Origin of the sequence: Pseudoalteromonas sp. SR43-7 (assembly GCF_014163785.1) — a bacterium.
GTDB lineage: Bacteria > Pseudomonadota > Gammaproteobacteria > Enterobacterales > Alteromonadaceae > Pseudoalteromonas > Pseudoalteromonas distincta.
The window spans coordinates 119,552-138,918 of record NZ_JACJDY010000003.1; the positions used below are offsets into that span (position 1 = coordinate 119,552).

Annotated in this window: 18 protein-coding genes; 14 read left to right on the top strand and 4 right to left on the bottom strand. The window is 38.7% G+C overall.

The window, feature by feature from the left end:
• The first annotated feature begins 103 nt into the window (after positions 1-103).
• Positions 104-610, top strand: a complete 507-nt coding sequence (locus tag H5087_RS03165) for a GNAT family N-acetyltransferase (protein WP_138490392.1) — start codon at positions 104-106, stop codon at positions 608-610.
• Here the strand turns inward: H5087_RS03165 and H5087_RS03170 are convergent.
• The 3 genes from H5087_RS03170 to H5087_RS03180 are packed head-to-tail and all read right to left on the bottom strand — an operon-like array spanning position 607 to position 4,033.
• Positions 607-1,215: a PqiC family protein gene (locus H5087_RS03170; protein ID WP_039488488.1), complete on the bottom strand. Its 609-nt coding sequence runs from the start codon at positions 1,213-1,215 to the stop codon at positions 607-609. The genes H5087_RS03165 and H5087_RS03170 overlap by 4 nt on opposite strands.
• Entirely contained in the window at positions 1,215-2,870 is a 1,656-nt protein-coding gene (gene pqiB, locus H5087_RS03175) for an intermembrane transport protein PqiB (protein WP_002959056.1), read from the bottom strand. The genes H5087_RS03170 and pqiB overlap by 1 nt, the downstream gene beginning before the upstream one ends.
• On the bottom strand, positions 2,867-4,033 hold the full coding sequence (locus tag H5087_RS03180) for a paraquat-inducible protein A (RefSeq protein WP_259397723.1): 1,167 nt from the start codon (positions 4,031-4,033) through the stop codon (positions 2,867-2,869). Before H5087_RS03180 ends, pqiB begins: the two co-directional genes overlap by 4 nt.
• A gap of 164 nt (positions 4,034-4,197) precedes the next feature.
• On the opposite strand from H5087_RS03180, the gene H5087_RS03185 reads away from it, so the two are divergent.
• A complete protein-coding gene (locus H5087_RS03185) occupies positions 4,198-4,944 on the top strand; it encodes an ABC transporter substrate-binding protein (RefSeq protein ID WP_182671141.1) in 747 nt (248 codons plus the stop codon).
• On the opposite strand, the gene H5087_RS03190 is transcribed toward H5087_RS03185, so the two are convergent.
• The gene (locus H5087_RS03190; protein ID WP_182671142.1) at positions 4,933-5,748 is read right to left on the bottom strand and encodes a thioesterase family protein; all 816 of its coding nucleotides are present in this window, start codon (positions 5,746-5,748) and stop codon (positions 4,933-4,935) included. The genes H5087_RS03185 and H5087_RS03190 overlap by 12 nt on opposite strands.
• A 241-nt stretch (positions 5,749-5,989) precedes the next feature.
• Here H5087_RS03190 and dnaK point away from each other — a divergent pair, with 241 nt between their 5' ends.
• The 12 genes from dnaK (at position 5,990) to H5087_RS03250 (ending at position 19,313) form a co-directional block, all read left to right on the top strand.
• Complete coding sequence (gene dnaK / locus H5087_RS03195; protein WP_002959064.1) at positions 5,990-7,906, top strand: molecular chaperone DnaK; 1,917 nt, start codon at positions 5,990-5,992, stop codon at positions 7,904-7,906.
• Between the two features lie 202 nt (positions 7,907-8,108).
• Entirely contained in the window at positions 8,109-9,248 is a 1,140-nt protein-coding gene (gene dnaJ, locus H5087_RS03200; protein WP_182671235.1) for a molecular chaperone DnaJ, read from the top strand.
• Positions 9,249-9,348: 100 nt separating this feature from the next.
• On the top strand, positions 9,349-9,810 hold the full coding sequence (ybaK, locus tag H5087_RS03205; protein ID WP_182671143.1) for a Cys-tRNA(Pro) deacylase: 462 nt from the start codon (positions 9,349-9,351) through the stop codon (positions 9,808-9,810).
• Positions 9,811-9,960: 150 nt separating this feature from the next.
• Positions 9,961-10,365, top strand: a complete 405-nt coding sequence (locus H5087_RS03210) for a DUF1761 domain-containing protein (protein WP_024595561.1) — start codon at positions 9,961-9,963, stop codon at positions 10,363-10,365.
• Positions 10,366-10,457: 92 nt separating this feature from the next.
• On the top strand, positions 10,458-10,826 hold the full coding sequence (locus tag H5087_RS03215; RefSeq protein ID WP_024595560.1) for a response regulator: 369 nt from the start codon (positions 10,458-10,460) through the stop codon (positions 10,824-10,826).
• A gap of 305 nt (positions 10,827-11,131) precedes the next feature.
• Positions 11,132-11,383: a hypothetical protein gene (locus H5087_RS03220; RefSeq protein ID WP_002959073.1), complete on the top strand. Its 252-nt coding sequence runs from the start codon at positions 11,132-11,134 to the stop codon at positions 11,381-11,383.
• A 161-nt stretch (positions 11,384-11,544) separates the two neighbouring features.
• Entirely contained in the window at positions 11,545-11,808 is a 264-nt protein-coding gene (locus H5087_RS03225) for a hypothetical protein (protein ID WP_024595558.1), read from the top strand.
• 190 nt (positions 11,809-11,998) lie between these two features.
• On the top strand, positions 11,999-13,729 hold the full coding sequence (locus H5087_RS03230) for an ATP-binding protein (protein ID WP_182671144.1): 1,731 nt from the start codon (positions 11,999-12,001) through the stop codon (positions 13,727-13,729).
• Positions 13,722-15,086 (top strand): sigma-54 dependent transcriptional regulator, encoded by a 1,365-nt coding sequence (locus tag H5087_RS03235; RefSeq protein WP_002959078.1) that lies wholly within the window; start codon positions 13,722-13,724, stop codon positions 15,084-15,086. The genes H5087_RS03230 and H5087_RS03235 overlap by 8 nt, the downstream gene beginning before the upstream one ends.
• 176 nt (positions 15,087-15,262) lie before the next feature.
• The gene (locus H5087_RS03240; RefSeq protein WP_182671145.1) at positions 15,263-16,219 is read left to right on the top strand and encodes a porin; all 957 of its coding nucleotides are present in this window, start codon (positions 15,263-15,265) and stop codon (positions 16,217-16,219) included.
• A 9-nt stretch (positions 16,220-16,228) separates the two neighbouring features.
• Positions 16,229-17,704, top strand: a complete 1,476-nt coding sequence (locus H5087_RS03245) for an SLC13 family permease (RefSeq protein WP_182671146.1) — start codon at positions 16,229-16,231, stop codon at positions 17,702-17,704.
• 214 nt (positions 17,705-17,918) lie between these two features.
• On the top strand, positions 17,919-19,313 hold the full coding sequence (locus H5087_RS03250; protein ID WP_404936093.1) for a coniferyl aldehyde dehydrogenase: 1,395 nt from the start codon (positions 17,919-17,921) through the stop codon (positions 19,311-19,313).
• The last annotated feature ends 54 nt before the right edge of the window (positions 19,314-19,367 follow it).

Consider the following 19,367-nt stretch of genomic DNA (forward strand, 5'->3'; position numbering starts at 1 on the left):
CTATTGTTGTGCCTGTAAAAACATCGGCGCAAAAATAATCTGCTTTTTAATTTCAGTCAACAAAAAGTTACATGCAAAACAAAGTTTTTTAGAGGAGCTTATATTGAACGCTGTATTTAAAACAAATCGATTGTTGTTGCGCCATGCAAATGAGCTTGATGCAGCTATTTTACTTAAGCTAGTTAATCAAGCGAGCTTCATAGAGCATATTGGTGATAAAGCAATTTATACCCTTGATGATGCCAAGTCGTACATCAATCAGTCATTTATTGCTTCTCATGTACGCCAAGGCTTTGGGCCTTACATTATTACTTTGCATAATGCTGTAGTGGTTGGCGTTGTTGGGTTTTATAAACGCGCCGCGTTACTGCAACCTGATTTAGGTTTTGCACTTGTAAGCGGTTTTGAAAAAAAGGGTTATGTTTTTGAAGCGGCCAGCGCACTTTTGCAACATAAGCATGAATTTGGAATTACAAAACTGTGTGCAATAACATCACCAGATAATAGGGCATCGCAGAATGTGTTGTTAAAATTGGGTTTTAAAATAGAGGGCAAGGCGGTTATCAATGATGACAAAACCGCCGTGATTATATTGTCACTTAACGATTAAAGTCTTGCTTGTTCTATTTGTTTTGCAACATTTAGGTTTATATTTAGCCATGTTGCTTCAAGTGTCGAAACCAGGCCGTCATAGCCATCATCATCAATAGGCACTAGGTTTGAAAAATTATGAATACTTATAAGACGTCGGCCTGTTTCAGGGTGTGTGTAATATAAACGCCAAAGCCCAGAAATATCAGCGTTACCTTGCATATCGCCATTAAAGTGGTGAATTTCGTATTCAAGCTCATAAAATGTTTGTTGATCGAGTTCAGTAATGACCGGTAAGCCTTTTATTACCATCCAGTTGGGCATAGCATTAAAAAGTGTTTGCTGGGCTGTTGCAGTAAGCATTACATCCGGCGATTCGCCCCACAGGTTGTAATTTGCAGCATGAATTTGGTTGCTATCTATTTTCATCGCAATGCCCAAATTATTTAAAGCGCCTCTAAGTACAACAGTTTGTATTCTTAGTTGCGCATCTGTATCTGCAACGTTTCGAGACGATGCACCTATAGGCTGCTCAAACTGGTAATACTGTGTCGCAGTTTGTATTGACGAACTACAACCTGCCAATAGTAATAATAAACTTGCAGTTAAAAATAACGATTTCATTATTGCTTCCTTGGTTTTGGATCTGCTGGTAATGATTTATCAAAAATTAGCATATTAGGTTGTTCGTTTAATCCGCGAGTTAGAGGCTGTAGGCCCTCACTTAAACGTTTAAACTCTTTTAATGTTTGCTGTATTTGATGATGAAGTTCAGAACCGGCTTGGTAACTGGCCATGGTTTTATCAAATTGGCGCATAGTGACTTCAAACTGCTCCATGCTTTTTGTCATCTTTTCGAAATTACGGTTAAAGTCGCCAGGTAAGTTTTGTGTATCTTTTTGGCTTAGCAGCTCTCGCATTTCATTAGCAAGCGCTCGGTAATCGGTAAATGTAGCTTGCATTTGTGCCAAGCTATCTTCAACTTTTAAGTTATTTACCTTATTAAGTACGTCAGAAACTTGATCTGCTAATACAGTTATACCGCTAGAAATACTCGGAAAAACATCATACTGCACAAGTTTACCTAGGTGCGCTTCTGGCGCGTCGGGGTATATATCAAAATCTACATACACAGCACCCGTTAATAAATTACCAGGCTTTAACGAGGCGCGCATACCACTTTCAATCCAGCCCTTTAAACTGCCTTGCCAATACTCTTTTGCTGAAGCACTGTCATGATACAAGCGTCCGTATTCTACTTTTATAAGTACTGGAACCGCCGTATTATGATTTCTAAAGTGGGCAGGTTTACCGTCAATAATTACATTGGCAGGGGTTTCAACAACAGTACCTACACGCATACCTCTGTATTCGACAGGTGCACCTGTGCGTAGTCCTCGAACAGATTGTTCAAATTCAATTAAGTAGTAATCAAAATCATAAAAGCGCTCTTCTAACGCCTCTTTATAGCTTTGGCTTAATGAAAAGCTGTGCCCATCTTGTGCTATTTCACCCGGGGCCTGTTGTTCAGGTAAACCAACCGAAATACCGCCTTTTAATAGTTTACTCAAAGAGCCCGTATTAATATTGATACCATCGGCAGATAGGTCAATTTCAATTCCTGCGTTCACCCAAAATATTGAGTTCATGGTGATCAGATTTTGATAAGGGGCTTTAATAAATACGCCATACTTCATTGCTTGGTTTTCCCAATCAAAAGTGGCGGTTTCTATTTGCCCTATTTTATAATTTTTGAAGAATATACCGGTGCTTACATCAAGTACTTCAGCGTTGTAACTCATTAATTTAAAACGACCACCTTTCACATCTTTACCAATGAGGGCGGGTTCATCTTGTAACTTAAAACGCTCTTTTAGCTCTTTACTTTCACCTGGTGAAAACTCTAAATAAACACCAGACAATAACGTACTCATCCCGCTAATACCTGTTTCATCAATGCGTGGTTTTACGACCCAAATTTTGGCATCGTCAGTCAGTAGCTCGTTGTAATTTTTATCTATTTGCGCGCGAGCAATTACGCTGTCTTGCGTGTCGGATAGCCGAACATGATCAATTTGACCTATTTTTACACTGCGCACTTTTATTTCAGTTTTACCTGCAATAATGCCCTCTGCTTGTGGCATTTCGATAAAAATTGTAGGGCCTTTATTAGCTTGGTATTGGTATAACATCCACATGCCTACCAACAGCGCAATTGCCGGAATGATCCAGATAGCGGAAATTTTCGGTTCTTTTGTTATTTCGGCGGTTTCGGTCATGCTTTGTTCTCTGATTTTTTGTTTTTAGGGGAATCCCACAATAAGCGTGGGTCAAAGGCATGGGCAGCCATCATTTGGCATATTACCATAACTGTAAAAAATACAATGCCTAATCCTGGCGTTACTGACATTAAATTACCCAATTGAACTAAGGCCACTAAAATAGCAACCACAAATACATCTATCATCGACCATTTTCCAATAAACTCAGTCAGTTGATAAATTCGGGTGTAACTTTTTGTATGTTTATTGGCAGGCCTTGTGACCATAAAGCATAAAAAGCTCAATACAAATGCCTTAGCAAGCGGTACAACCACACTGGCTAAAAATATTATAGCGGCAATAGGGTAGGAGCCACTGTTCCAAAGAGTAATAACACCACCAATTAAAGTTGAAGGGGACTCATCCCCAAGGCTAGTGGTGTGCATAATAGGCAACACATTAGCTGGAATATAACAAACAACAGAGGTAATTAGCCAAGCTGCCGCTTTTTGTACGCTGTAAGGGTTTCTGACGTGTGTTTTTGTATGGCAACGCTGACAAATATTACCGGTACATAGTTGATGGCACACATGGCAGGCTTTAATATTTTCATCTATTGCACGTTTAGCATGCTCTGCGCCTTCAAGTACTTTTACAGGCTTTATTTGAGCCCATAAGCGCGGGCGATTTAAGTGAACAAGCGCAGCTATATATAAAATAACAAACCCCACATAAGCCCAAAAACTTGTACCGAAGCTAATATCAGCCAGCGACATGATTTTAACCATACTAACAAGTACGCCAATTAAAAATATTTCCGACATAATCCAAGGCTCTAACGCCAAAGTGAACTTCAGTAGGCGCCTTGCAATCCCCTCTGGTAATGTTTTTAAAAGGCCAAGATGTAAAGGAATTAAAATAAGAAGCAAACCCATGGGCAGGGCAATAATGCTCAAATCAATAAATAAGCCAAGTAGCTCACTATCATAATTAAATAAAATTCGAGCCGCGTCGGGCAGTGTAATAGTTTGAGTTATACCGCTACTACTAAATGAGATAAAAGGGTAAAACATACTGCTGAGCAGCATTAACAGTGCGCTAAAGCTTAGTGCAACTATGCGACTGTCGTGATTAACATCGGCTTCGCAAAGTTTATGGTGACAATGTGGGCATATCGCCATTTGTTTTGCGATTATGCGAGGTATATCTATGATCAGATCACAACAGGGGCAGACAGTTTGCAATTTAATACCAAGCAAGAAGAATATTTCTCCAATTTTGCTATATTTAATACATTAATACAACGCGTTCTGCCATCAAGCTGCTCGTTATATAAAGGAAGCGTGTGAAATATTATTTTTACTGCATATTAATGTGGCTCTTTATTTGCTCGCAAAATGCTGTGGCTATTAATAAAGAGCGAGAAGTAATTATCGCCGCGAGCGCATCAATTCCACCCTACGTTTTTGCAAAAACAGACTCGGGTATACACCTAGATTTAATTAAAGCCGCATTAAAGACTAATGGATTTGCCAATATTAATGTGCAATATGTGTCGAATAAACGCGCTGAGCATCAATTGCATAATAAAGGAGTGGATATACTTTTAAATTATGCTGGAGGAAGTAGTCCTGGTATTTACCCAAGTAAACCGGTACTTAGTTATGAAAATGTAGCCATAACACTCAAGCGAAATAAATATAATATTGATGAAATAGAAGGCATGTTTAATAAAAACGTTCTTGCTTTTCAAAATGCAACTGCATATCTGCCTTCTATATTTAAAAGTAATGTTAAACACTTTAGCTCATATCAAGAGGTTATTAATCAAAAAGCACAAATAGATAAGCTGTTAAAAGGTTGGGTGGATGTAATTGTGTTAGACAAGCGTATTCTTTACTATTACTACAATCAATATAAATCCCCCGAAGCTGTGCAAATTTACACTTTATTTCCTAAAGCAAAGCGACCTGCTTATTTTAATAACCTCTCTTTAGCTACTGAGTTTGATATTGGTTTGGCGCTCATCAAGCAAAACGGTACTTATAAAAGAATTGTTGATAAAGGCCAAACTAATTCATCAATCAAATAACGCCACTGTTTGGCGTGTAAGCGCTATTAGCTCACCGGATTGTGACCATATACAGCCATCTTCTAAACCATAGCCATCTTTTGAATGATGAGTGATTGCTTCAAAGCCAAGCCATTCGCCAGGTGATAAGTTTGGCTCTTGTACAAACTCTAAATACCACGACATGCTACTAGCTGGAGCGGGTTGTTTAAACATTTGTAATAACGTAGGTGGCCATGCATCTGTTAATGCAATTATGTGCGCTTCTGTTATTTGCTCTGGGGTGTGCTTAAAGCGCATCCAGCCACCTAAGTGAGAAGTTTCTGCGCTGCTAAATGGCATGGCACCTTGTTGAGGGCATAAATCAACATGTTGAAAAAATTCAGGCATCTGACCTTTAATAAAGGGTAATGTACGGCGCTCGTCTACCGGTTTTAACCCTAAAGATTTTGAAACAGGCACATTTACACCCGACTCTCTACTTTTAGCAAAACATGCTTGTACGATAACGCACACTTGTTCATTTTGAATGGCTTTGGCGAGTACTTGTGTACTGCTTTTACCTTGTCGTAATATTTCTACCGATAACGAAAAAGGAGTATCAGCTAGTAATGGTCCTACAAAATTTGTACTGAGTGAGAGTATGCGACGATCATTGGATACTTTTCCTCTGATTGCTTGGTACAACAGTGCGGCTGAGAGCCCACCAAAAGCAGTTCTGCCTTGGCACCAGTTTTCTGGAAATTGCATTGTGCTAGCTAATTGTTCGGTATTGTCTAAATTGCCAATTTTTGCAGCTTGGAGAAGTAATTGGTCAAAATGCATGAAGATATCCTTTTATAGTGCGATTTAATAAATTTATAACACAACCAAACTAGTCAGACCAGTAATTAAAAACGTCTCTGGCGGTGTAAAAATCACCATTCCTTACAATTATTAGGGTTATTTTGTAAATAAATCACAAAAAATGAATTTTTTTTCATTTTTACAGTTGAAATAAGTTTGGCGCATCCCTATTTACTATGTCATCGAACGTATTAACGAATATTGAAGTTGGAGAAGTTTCATGGGTAAAATTATTGGAATCGATTTAGGTACTACAAACTCTTGTGTTGCAGTACTTGATGGTGGCAAAGCACGTGTTATTGAAAACGCGGAAGGCGATCGCACAACCCCGTCTATTATTGCTTACACGCAAGACGGCGAAACATTAGTAGGTCAATCTGCTAAGCGTCAAGCGGTTACTAACCCGACAAACACATTATTTGCAATTAAGCGTTTAATTGGTCGTCGTTTTGAAGACGAAGAAGTACAACGCGATATCGGCATTATGCCGTTTAAAATCATCAAAGCTGATAACGGCGATGCATGGGTAGAAGCGGGTGGCGAAAAACGTGCTGCACCACAAATTTCTGCTGAAGTACTGAAAAAAATGAAGAAAACGGCAGAGGACTTCTTAGGTGAAGAAGTAACTGAAGCTGTAATCACAGTACCTGCATACTTTAACGATTCACAACGTCAAGCAACGAAAGATGCTGGCCGTATTGCGGGTCTTGAAGTTAAGCGTATTATCAATGAGCCAACTGCTGCGGCACTTGCTTACGGTATGGATAAAAACCGTGGCGAAAACATCGTTGCAGTATATGACTTAGGTGGCGGTACTTTCGATTTATCAATCATTGAAATTGATGAAGTTGAAGGCGAGCACACTTTTGAAGTACTTGCTACAAACGGTGATACTCACTTAGGTGGTGAAGATTTCGATAACCGTGTAATCAACTACCTAGTAGCTGAATTCAAGAAAGATCAAGGTTTAGACTTAAAAACAGATCCTCTTGCAATGCAACGTGTTAAAGAAGCTGCTGAAAAAGCAAAAATTGAACTGTCATCTGCACAATCTACTGAAGTAAACCTTCCGTATGTGACTGCTGATGCATCGGGTCCTAAGCACATGAACGTGAAATTAACACGTGCTAAGCTTGAATCACTAGTTGAAGATTTAGTAACTAAATCTCTAGAGCCACTTAAACGTGCACTTGCTGATGCTGATTTATCAGTAAGCGACATCAACGATATTATTCTTGTTGGTGGCCAAACACGTATGCCTTTAGTACAAAAAACAGTTGCTGATTTCTTCGGTAAAGAACCACGTAAAGACGTAAACCCTGATGAAGCAGTTGCAGTAGGCGCGGCGATTCAAGGTGGTGTACTTGCTGGTGACGTTAAAGATGTACTATTACTAGACGTTTCTCCATTATCTCTAGGTATTGAGACAATGGGCTCAGTAATGACTGCATTAATTGAGAAAAACACGACGATTCCTACTAAGAAATCGCAAACATTCTCAACAGCTGAAGATAACCAATCTGCTGTAACAATTCACGTGTTACAAGGTGAGCGTAAACGTTCAAGCGACAATAAATCTTTAGGTCAATTTAACCTAGAAGGTATTCGCCCAGCACAACGTGGTACACCGCAAATCGAAGTAACATTCGATGTTGATGCCGATGGTATCTTACATGTATCTGCGAAAGATAAAGATACAGGTAAAGAGCAAAAAATCACAATTCAAGCATCTTCAGGCTTAAGCGATGAAGAAGTTGAAAAAATGGTTCGTGATGCAGAAGCACATGCTGAAGACGATAAAAAGTTTGAAGAACTTGTAGCTGCTCGTAACCAAGCTGATGCTCTAGTACACGGTACTCGTAAGCAAATTGAAGAAGCTGGCGATGCATTACCAAGCGAAGACAAAGAAGCCATTGAAGCGGCTGTTGTAGATTTAGAAGCTGCTATTAAGAGCGACAACAAAGAAGAGATTGAAGCTAAAACTCAAGCTCTTGCTGAAAAGTCTCAAAAACTAATGGAAATTGCACAAGCGAAAGCACAGCAAGGTTCAGCAGATGCAGGCGAGCAACAGCAATCAGCTAAGCAAGACGACGACGTTGTTGATGCAGAGTTCGAAGAAGTGAAAGACGACAAGTAATTGTTGCTAACGCTTCTCGCTAGCCAAAAACACTTAACTCAATCGAGTGTTTAGGTTAGGATGAACAATTGAGGCGCGCGAGCAATAGCTTGTCGCGCCTTTTGCATGTATTTAAGGTTTAAAAATTCAATGATAAATCGATGCGATTTATCGGTTTATCCAGCAGCTCACGCTGCAAACAGAAAAGAGTAGTGTGATAGATATGTCAAAACGCGATTATTACGAAGCCCTCGGCGTAAGCAAAGATGCGAGTGAGCGAGACATAAAAAAAGCGTATAAACGCTTAGCGATGAAATATCATCCAGATCGTACCGCAGGCGATAAAGAGCTTGAAACTAAATTTAAAGAAGTTAAAGAAGCTTACGAGATTTTAACTGATCCTCAAAAACGCCAAATGTATGACCAACATGGTCACGCGGCATTTGAGCAAGGCGGTGGCGGTGGTCATGGCGGCTTTGGTGGCGGTCATGGCGATTTTGGTGATGTATTTGGTGACGTATTTGGCGATATTTTTGGTGGCGGCGGTGGTCGACGTCAATCTCGTCAACAACGTGGTTCTGACTTACGTTACAACATGGACTTGAGCTTAGAAGAAGCGGTTCGTGGTAAAGAAGTTGAAATTAAAGTACCAACATGGGTGGGTTGTGAGCCGTGTGATGGCAGTGGTGCTAAAGCAGGTTCAAAGCCTAAAACATGTACTACGTGTCATGGTGCTGGCCAAGTACAAATGCGCCAAGGTTTCTTTGCTGTTCAGCAAACGTGTCCAACGTGTCAGGGACAAGGTCAGATTATTTCAGACCCTTGTAACAAATGTCATGGTCAGGGCCGCGTAGAAAAAACTAAAACGCTTTCAGTTAAAATTCCAGCTGGCGTTGATACTGGAGACCGTATCCGCTTAACTGGTGAAGGTGAAGCCGGAATACACGGCGCGCCATCTGGCGACTTGTACGTGCAAGTATCTGTTCGCGAACATGAAATATTTGTACGTGAAGCAAATAATTTATACTGTGAAGTACCAATTAGCTTTACAACAGCAGGTCTTGGTGGCGAAATTCAGGTGCCAACACTTGATGGTCGTGCAAAACTTAAAATACCTTCTGAAACGCAAACGGGCAAAATGTTCCGTATGCGTGGCAAAGGCGTTAAGTCTGTTCGAAGTGGTGCCCAAGGCGATCTAATTTGTAAGGTAGTAATCGAAACGCCAGTTAATCTTAACGAGCGTCAACGTGAACTACTGCAAGAGTTAGATGAAAGTATGGGTACAGATAGCTCGAAAAACCGTCCTAAAGAGCAAGGCTTTTTTGACGGTGTTAAAAAGTTTTTTGATGATTTAACTAAGTAAATTTAAATTATTATTAATAATGAAACGGCGCTTTTTAGCGTCGTTTTTTTTGCTTTAAATTTTATTTTTGTTACTGTTAAAAAAAACACGATTAAATAGTATGACCCCAGCAATCGAATTACTTAAAAAACAAAAAATCCCCTTTGAAGTACTCAGTTACGAACACGATGCAGGTAATAGTCAATATGGGCTTGAAGCTGTTGAAAAGTTAAATTTAGATAGCGCCCAAGTATATAAAACTCTCGTTTTTGAAACGCATGAAAGGCAGCTAATTGTTGCTGTTACTCCTGTGTCGCAACAAGTTAACTTAAAACAGTTAGCAAAATTATGTGGTGCCAAAAAAGTAGCCATGGCTGCCCCGCAAAAAGTTCAAGCTAGCACTGGTTATATTTTAGGTGGAGTAAGTCCACTTGGGCAAAAAAAACGCTTAGCTACGTTTATTCATAGTAGTGCTTCACTTTTTGATACTATTTATGTGAGCGCCGGAAAGCGAGGTTTAGAAATCGCACTCTCCCCAACTAATTTAGCGGCGTTAACTGACGCTAAATTTGGCGATTTATAGCCTTTATTTTTAAAATCACTCTCCATAAAGGCAATTAACTCAAGTTAAGCAATTTGCTCAATACCTTATTTGTAACTACATTGAGAGTATCTTTATACCGTTAATATTTAATACCAAACGGTATTACACATTTTGTATACGGCTATTTGTATGAACCTTTTAGATGTAGATTATTTTGCAATACTGGTGGCTGCACTGTCTTCTTTTATGCTTGGCGGCATATGGTACTCAAAAGCACTCTTTAAAAACGCTTGGCTAGAAAGTATTGGCTTAACTGACCTTGATTTACAATCAGCCAATCCCAAGTTGATATTTGGCGGCAGCTTCTTTTTAGTATTTATAGCGGCTTTAATGTTGTCTCTATTTTTAGGTAAAGACGCAAGTTTAGTTGAGTGTGTAGGAACAGGCTTTGTAATCGGCTTTTTTTGGATCAGTAGTTCACTAGGATTAAGTTATATATTTGAGCAACGGCCTTTAAAACTATTTTTAATTAATGGGAGTTACTGTATTTTACAGTTTTCGTTAATGGGGCTTATCTTAGGTATTTGGCCGTAAGGGTTGAGTAGCCGTTAATGCCCAGTTTGATTCTTACCTGAGAGTAGAGTAGGTTTATATAATCGTATTTACATGATTTGGTAGCGGTATTAATGAAAATATTAGTTGTTGATGATATGCCGCTCATGCGTCATGTTTTAATTAATATGCTAAGAAAATTGGAGTATTGCAATATCGTTGAAGCTACAGATGGATTACAAGCTTTGGCTTTATTACGTGACCAGCATTTCGATTTGGTTATTACAGATCTTCATATGCCAAAAATGGATGGCGTTGATTTACTCACAAACATTCGAAAAGACAGAGCCCTTGCCGATATTCCTGTGTTGATGGTTACCTGTGAGGATAGTACAGATAAAGTTAAGCAAGTTATTGCAGCTAAAGTATCGGGGTTTATAATCAAACCTTTTAACATGAATGTACTATCATCTCAATTAAACCGCTTCTTTTTCAAAGATTAGGTTACATTTTTCATCATCATTAAATTATTATGAGCTCACTTTAGTATCCATACCGCGTAAAAATTTTACAACCCAGTGGTCACCTTTATCTACCTAATACCAATAAGCAATAATACCTAATCATTTTGCGAGGCTAAATGTGTCGCTCCCTGTGTTAAAAAATTCTCATTTAGAACAGTTAAATAGCGAATTTTCGCCTAGCTATCAACACGTTTTTCTACCCTCTAAATAGATCACTTAATTAAACGAATTGCTATAAACTGGTATCATAAAGAATAATTTTTTATATAGTACAGCAGGACTTAATGGCAAAACCTAATAAAAAAGGCCCCACTAAAACGGTCGATATTTTTTGCTCTGCTTGTAAAGCTTCCTTATTTAAATATCGAAAAGGAGGCAAAGGAGCATTAGTTAAGTGTTTTAAAGAGCGTATTAGTCAAGACTTTACACACGAGCCCTGTATTTGCCCTAACTGTAGTCGGCCTTTTGCCCGAGAAGCGATTATTCGTGGTGCACCTGCCTATAAAATAATTGGTGGCAAAGTAACTTTTAAATAATTCAGATACAGTAAAATTTCTTCATACGGACATATGGCCTTGTTAGAATTTACCATATTGATAGAATCGCCCGGTTTGCTGTTTCAATGAATGAAAAAATACCCTCCCCATGGATCGGGCCAGTTTATTGGGTTATTTAAAAATGGATAAAGGATAGTTTCGTGATAGCACTCTTATTTGACATCATAGGTATGACAGGTACTTTTTTAGTAGTTGGTTCATTTTTCTTACTGCAGCTAGGAAAAACGTCTCCATCTAGCCTAACGTATAATATGATGAATTTAACAGGGGCGATTTTGTTGTTAATTAGCCTTTGTTATAACTTTAATTTAGCGAGCTTTGTGATAGAAATATTTTGGATAGCTGCTTCATTAATTGGTTTATACAAATACCTAAAAAACAGATCAGCTTTAGCTACAAATTAATAACGTATTAATTTTGTTCTAAACCTTAAACACTGCAAGCACAACTGTTTGCGGTGTTTTTTGTTTTTGGGACTAAATTTAATTAACAAGTATAATTAAATTCATTTGTTAACAAAAAGTTTATATCCCTGCCTTATATAAGTCGTTACACTAGCGACCTTAAATTTTTAGGCTATTTCTCGGGTAGGCCATGTTTACGTTTTCTAAAAAAATAATTACAGTATGTATATTATTAGTATTAATTTTGGTTGTTACATTTTGGGTAGGCCGCGCTCACGATATTGAAAAAGCAACAGCTCAAGCGCAGCGTCAGGTTACTCAATTAAATAATTACATTGATACTGAACTCGCTCGTTTTTCGGCTATTCCCCAGCTACTTACTTATAATCAGTTAATGATTGAATTTGCAAACGGCGACCAAGCCCATTACAACGCTATAAATAACTACTTAGCTGATATACAACAAGCTAGCGGTGCATCAGATATATTTGTACTGAATGCCCAAGGCGCAGTAACGGCAAGTAGTAACTGGCAAGCCGATTACACATTTTTAGGCAGTAACTTTGCCTTTAGACCATATTTTAAGCGTGCATTTGCAGGTGAAAAAGTGGCCTATTTTGCACTAGGTATGCGCTCAAAAGAGCGTGGCATTTATTTTTCGCAGGCTGTTTATCACGACAACAAAGCGGTTGGTGTTGTTGTATTAAAAGTGAATGTAAGCAAATTTGAAAACGACAGAGAGCTTTTAAATACATCTAAAGGTAGCCATTTTTATTTAGAGCTTAGTGATAATGTAATTGCGATGTCTGATATGCAAACATGGCGTTTAAATAGCTTCAGCGAGTTTGATATAACAAAGCGACGTAATATAAAATTACGCCGTGCCTATTTAGATCATCAACCTGTATATATTAAGCAATTTCAATATAAGAGCCAGGGTATTTCGCATTTCAAAATTAATAAAAACCTTTATGTGAGTGCGACAAAACCATTGCGTTACTTTAGTGCACATATGAACGTACTTGTTGATATTACAAAAGTAAATTCAGCTCAATTAATACGCTTGTTTTGGGCATTTAGTATTTATGCTTTAGTTATGATTGTTGGTTATAGCTTACTTGCTCGTTTTGCGGGTTATAAAAAGCTCGTTTACTCTAGGCATAGTCTTGAGCAAAAAGTGATTGAGCGCACACAAGAGCTTGAGAAAACGCAAGTTGCATTAGTTCAATCAGCAAAACTTGCAACAATTGGGCAGTTAAGCGCAGGTATTAATCACGAAATAAACCAGCCCCTTAGCGCTATGAATACTTACCTAGCAAGCGCCAAACGTTTACTCGCTAAGCAAAATTACACCGCACTTGGCGAAAGTATAACTGTGATTGAGGGGCTTGTAGGTCGCGTACACAAAATAGTGGGGCAGCTAAAACATTTTAGTAAACCATCACAAACTCAATTAAGGCCTTATCCGTTAGCTGGTTTATTAAATAACGCCTTGATGATTGCCAGCTCACAACTAAAGCAAGATAACGTACACGTAGAGCAGCCTAATTTAGATAGTGGGTTAATAGTGTGGGTTGATTCACTGAAATTTGAGCAAGTGTTGGTAAACTTAATAACTAACGCGAGCCAAGCTATGAATGGCGCAATAATACGTAAATTAAGTTTTAATGTTGAGTGTTTTGATAACCGAGTAAAACTCTCAATTTTAGATACAGGGCCTGGAATAGAGCAACATGCTTTTGGTAATATTTTCGAACCTTTTTATAGTACTAAAGAGAGTAACGGCTTAGGCCTTGGATTATCTATTTCAAAACAAATCATTAACTCGTTTAATGGCTCTTTAAGCGCGCACAATCGACTGCAAGGCGGGGCTGAGTTTATAATCAGTCTATCAAGCGCGCAGGATAATACAGATGATTGAAAACTCACCGTGTAAGCACATCATTGTAGTTGATGATGAAGCGATGATCAGAGATTCATTAAAGCAATTACTTACTCTCGAAGGCTACACAGTTGAGTGCTTTAATGATGCAAGTACGGCTCTAACAAAGCTTAATCGACGTTTTATGGGCGTTGTACTGAGTGACATAAATATGCCTGCAATGGATGGGCTAACTTTGCTTGAGCAAGTCACGGCATTTGATAGTGAACTGCCTGTTATATTTTTAACAGGGTACGCCGATGTAACTATTGCTGTTAAAGCTATGCAATTAGGCGCGTATGACTTATTTGAAAAACCAGTAAACGAAACATTGCTTGATTGCATAGCAAGAGCATGCGACAAGCGTAGCTTAGTGATTCAAAATCGTGCACTAAAACTTGCTGTACAAAAAACCTCAGCGCCGGGTGTACGAATACTGGGTGATACTCCTAAAATGCAAGATATGATGCATTTACTCAATACGGTTATTGATACCCCAGCTGATGTAATGATTGAAGGTGAAACTGGCACGGGTAAAGAGCTTGTAGCGCGTTACTTACACGATCAAAGTATTCGCTCAGCAAGTAACTTTGTTGCTATAAATTGCGGCGCGGTGCCTGAGCAGTTGATAGAAAGCGAGTTGTTTGGTGCTGCAAGTGGTGCCTATACCGGAGCAACTCACACTCGTAAGGGAAAGTTTGAATTTGCACAAGGTGGTACAGTTTTTTTAGATGAAATAGAAAGTACCCCAATGTCGTTGCAGGTTAAATTATTACGCGTATTAGAGGAGCGAAAAGTAACTCCAGTAGGTGATAATAAAGCAATTGAGTTAGATATAAGAATTGTTGCAGCCACTAAAGTAGATTTGCTTTTATTAGTTGAAAAAGGTGAATTTAGAGCAGATTTATATTATCGACTAAGCTTGGTAAAAGTAGATATACCGCCTCTTAGAGCTCGCAAAGCAGATATAGTATTACTGTTTAAGCATTTTAGCTCTATTGCAGCAACACGCTATCACAAGCCGCCAGCACCTCTTAATAGCGAAATACAACAGCGACTCTTAGCGTACGACTGGCCTGGTAATGTAAGGGAGCTTAGAAACCAAGCTGAGCGCGCGGTTTTATTAGGAGTAGAACTTGCTTTTAGTGTTAGCAAAACGCAGGCTAAAGGTGAGCTTTCTCCCGATTTAAGCCTATCTGAAAAAGTTGCTTTTTATGAGCAGTCGTTAATAGAAGAAGCCCTAGAGCGTAACCATGGCAGTATTAAAAATACGATGGATACACTGCAAATCGCTCGTAAAACCCTTTACGATAAAATGAGTAAATACAATTTAAACCGCGATATGTTTATTGACTAAATTGTGTGGTTTATGTGACAACTTCGTTTTTATGGTGTGTGGGAAACCGCACATTTATTCTCTTTTTTATACGCAATACCCATTAATTATCTGAAATATAAAAGTATTTTACCATTGGCAGTAAAGTTGCCTTATTAGGTCTGACAACAAGTAGATTCTAATAATTAGGACACATAATGATAAAGTTTACACACTCTACTATTTTACTCACCTCAATAAGTAGCTTTGCTTTTTACTCGTACACGGCTTGCGCTACTGAATATGATGTTTATGGTAAAGCCGAAGTGCAAATTGCTAATACAGATACGGGTATTATGCGTTACGCAGAAGAAGGCACGCAGATTGAAGCGCCATTTTCGCGTATAGGTATTCAAGGGCAACACAAATTAAATGAATATTTAAACGTTGTTTTTAAATACGAAGTGCAAGTAAAAGGCTTTGAGCAAGATGACACCGAAGAGCCATTTAGTGCAAGGAATACATACCTTGGTTTAAAAGGTCAATTTGGCGAGCTTGTAGTGGGAAGAAATGATACTCGCTTTAAATACTCTGAAGGCAAAGTTGATAACTTTAATGAAACCCAAGGTGACATAGCTCAAGTTATTGCAGGACAAGATAGACTGGGTGATACGCTAACATACACTTCTAAGCATTGGCATAATACGCAATTTTCGTTTACTTATGCTCCAAAAGACGACAACAAAGATAACGAAGCTGGATTTGCAGCAACCTTTATTTATGGTGATCGTAGCTTAAAAAACACCTCATATTACTTATCATTAAGCCATGTTGATTCTCTCAATAATATTAATGCGAGCCGAATAGCAGCAGCCTATAAATTTGAACAATTACAGCTTGGTGCACTGTATCAGCATTCTGAATCAACAGATGGTATAAAATCAGGTAACGGTTATGTGTTAAGTGCAAGCTATACGCTTGATAAATGGGTACCTAAATTACAGTTTGCTAAAGATGACTCTTTACTTCGTCAAACTTCTGAGGCAACGCAATGGACTACGGGCCTTGACTATGTATTTGATAAGCAAACAACTGCTTACCTTTTATACACCGACCTTAATTTAGAAGAACAAGACGACAGCAGTGTTGCGCTTGGTCTTAAATACAAATTTTAGAGGCCTGCCATGACAGATAATATACTCACGCAAAAACCAGATAAGAAAAGACATTTCCAATGGCTTTTTTTGATACTAGGCCCTGTAGTAATGCTATTGACATGTTTACTCGATCCACCAACGGGTATGTCTGTAGCGGCATTTAAAACCGCAGGTTTAGCATTTTGGATGGCATCGTGGTGGGTGAGCGAAGTAGTACCAATTCCAGCAACTGCTTTGCTCCCTCTGGTAATATCACCACTTGCTGATATAGCAGCAATTAAAAGCGTAGCTGCCCCGTATGCGCACCCGCTAATATTTTTATTTTTAGGTGGTTTTTTAATTTCTATTGCTATGGAGCGTTGGGGCTTACATAAACGTATTGCGCTAAGCACCATGTTATATGCGGGTAAAAAGCCAAGCTTGCAAATTTTAGCCATGATGCTGGTAACCGCATTTTTGTCAATGTGGATGTCTAATACCGCAACAGCTGTAATGATGCTGCCTATTGCGCTTTCAATTACTAATTTAGTTAAGCAATCAGACCCGAGTAATGAAGGCTTTGGTAAGGCTTTACTGTTATCAATCGCTTATGGTGCAAGTATTGGTGGTATTGCTACCTTAATAGGTACTCCGCCTAATGCTTTAATGGCTGCTTACTTGTCAGATAGTTACCAAATAGAAATTGGCTTTGCGCAATGGATGATTGTAGGCGTACCACTGTCTTTAGGCATGCTAATTATTAGCTGGGTTTGGCTTACTAAATTTGCGTATAAAGTAGATGCTAATATTAAAAACGATCAAAAAATTGATACAAAAGCGGTGTTTTCAACGCAGTTAAAAAGCCTAGGTATAATGCAGCGCGCGGAAAAAGGCGTGTTATTTGTGTTTGTTTTAGCAGCACTGTGTTGGATATTTAGACCTTTATTAGGTGACATAACAGGTCTTAATATTTCAGATACTACTATTGCAATTGCAGCGGCATTGCTGTTGTTTGTAATGCCAGCGAATAAAGGCAAAGATGAGCGTATCCTTGATTGGGAAAGCGCAGCTAAAGTGCCGTGGGGCGTTTTATTATTATTTGGTGGCGGGCTTACACTTGCATCTCAAATTAAGTCATCAGGGCTTGCTGAATTTATTGCTCACCTAATTGAAGGCGCTAGCACTATTCCACTTGTTATGAGTGTACTTGTTGTTGTGGCATTAATTACGTTTTTAACTGAGATCACAAGCAATACAGCAACTGCAGCAGGCTTTCTTCCTTTGTTAGGGCCCGTTGCAGAGTCTATAACAGGTTCACCATTGGTTTGGGTTATTCCTGCAGCTATAGCGTGTAGTTGTGCATTTATGATGCCGGTAGCGACACCACCAAATGCTATTGTGTTTGGCTCAGGGCAAATTCAAATACGCGACATGATAAGAGCGGGGTTTGTGCTAAACATTGTGGCTATTGTATTAATTACGCTGGTTACAATGACGATTGCAGCCCAAGTATTTGGCTTTTAAAGCTGAACTAAATTAGTTCCAACCAACCTATTACCAGAGTAGTTTTGTTTATATTTACAATTTAAACAAAGCTACTCTTTATGCTTATTTATATTGCCTAAGAAGCTCTTTTTTAGATAATTAGTGTTATTGCTCGAAAAACAGAACAAGGTTATAGTCGTTAATAACTTTAAAAATTGAGTAACCTATTTTGAGCACTGAGACATCACAGGCAATGCCTTTAATTCCCCAATTTGATGAATTGCAAAAAAGCTTTCTCGAAATGCCTTACTTGCCACTTGATAAACGTCTCGTTTTATTGAAAAAACTCCGTGTACGTATTGTTGAGCTTGAGCAAGAGCTAGTGGATGCTGCTTCAAAAGACTTTGGTTACAGAACCGCTTTCGATACCTTACTCGGCGATATATTACCTACAGTGCAAACACTCGCGCACATTATTAAAAAATTACCAAAATGGGTAAAGCCAAGTAATCGCTCTGTAGGTTTAAGCTTATGGCCTTCAAAAGTAAGTGTTAATTATCAGCCCAAAGGTGTGGTTGGTATTATTGCACCGTGGAATTACCCGATTCAGCTAGCGTTAGTACCTGTGCTTACCGCCATAGCCGCTGGTAATAGAGTCATGCTTAAATTAAGCGAGTTTACACCGTATACAAACGCCGTTATCGAAAAAATATTTAAAGACGACATGCAAGCGCATTGTAAAATAATACAAGGCGGTAGCGACGTAGCCGCACAGTTTTCATCACTGCCATTTGCTCATTTATTATTTACGGGTTCAACGAACGTAGGTAAATTAGTAATGGAGTCAGCAAGTCGTAACTTAACGCCGGTAACGCTTGAACTCGGTGGTAAATCGCCAGTTGTAATTACGCAAAATGCCGATATTAAAAAAGCGGCACAAGCTTTACTGTTTGGCAAGATGGCCAATGCAGGGCAAATATGCGTTGCACCCGACTACGTATTTGTACCCCAAGAGCTTGAGCATCAGCTTATTCAGCAATTATGCGAGCTGTATAAAAAACACTTTAAAGAGGGTGTTGAAGGTAAAAACTTAACCTCTATTATTAGCGATGCACACTATAAACGTTTAGCAACCTACTTAGAGCAAGCCCAAGAACTGGGTGCAAACATTATTAAGCCACTTGAACACAATCAGCAAGACGAAGAAAAGCATCGTATGGGGCTGCATTTAGTGACTCAAGTAACTGACGAAATGCAGCTTATGCAAGATGAGTTATTTGGTCCAATACTGCCAATAATGAGTTATGAAAAGCTCGACACTGTAATTGACTATATTAAAGCTCATCACCACCCATTAGCGCTTTATATTTTAGGCCAAGATAAGCACGCTCAAGAATACATTATGAAGCAAACAATCAGTGGCACTGTGGCAATAAACGACACCTTAGTGCAAGTAACTGCTGATGATGCTCCCTTTGGTGGTGTAGGGCATTCAGGAATGGGGCATTATCATGGCATAGAAGGGTTTTTAACGTTTAGCCATGCTAAAAATACGTTAGTATCGGGCTCGTTTAATCCTCGCATTGTTATGCTACTAAAACAAAGCAAACTTATTATTAAGCTTCTAAAGTGGCTTTACATAAAATAAGAGTATGTTGATTTGGTAAAGTAAAATAGATTTTTAACTTGCTAAATCAGATAT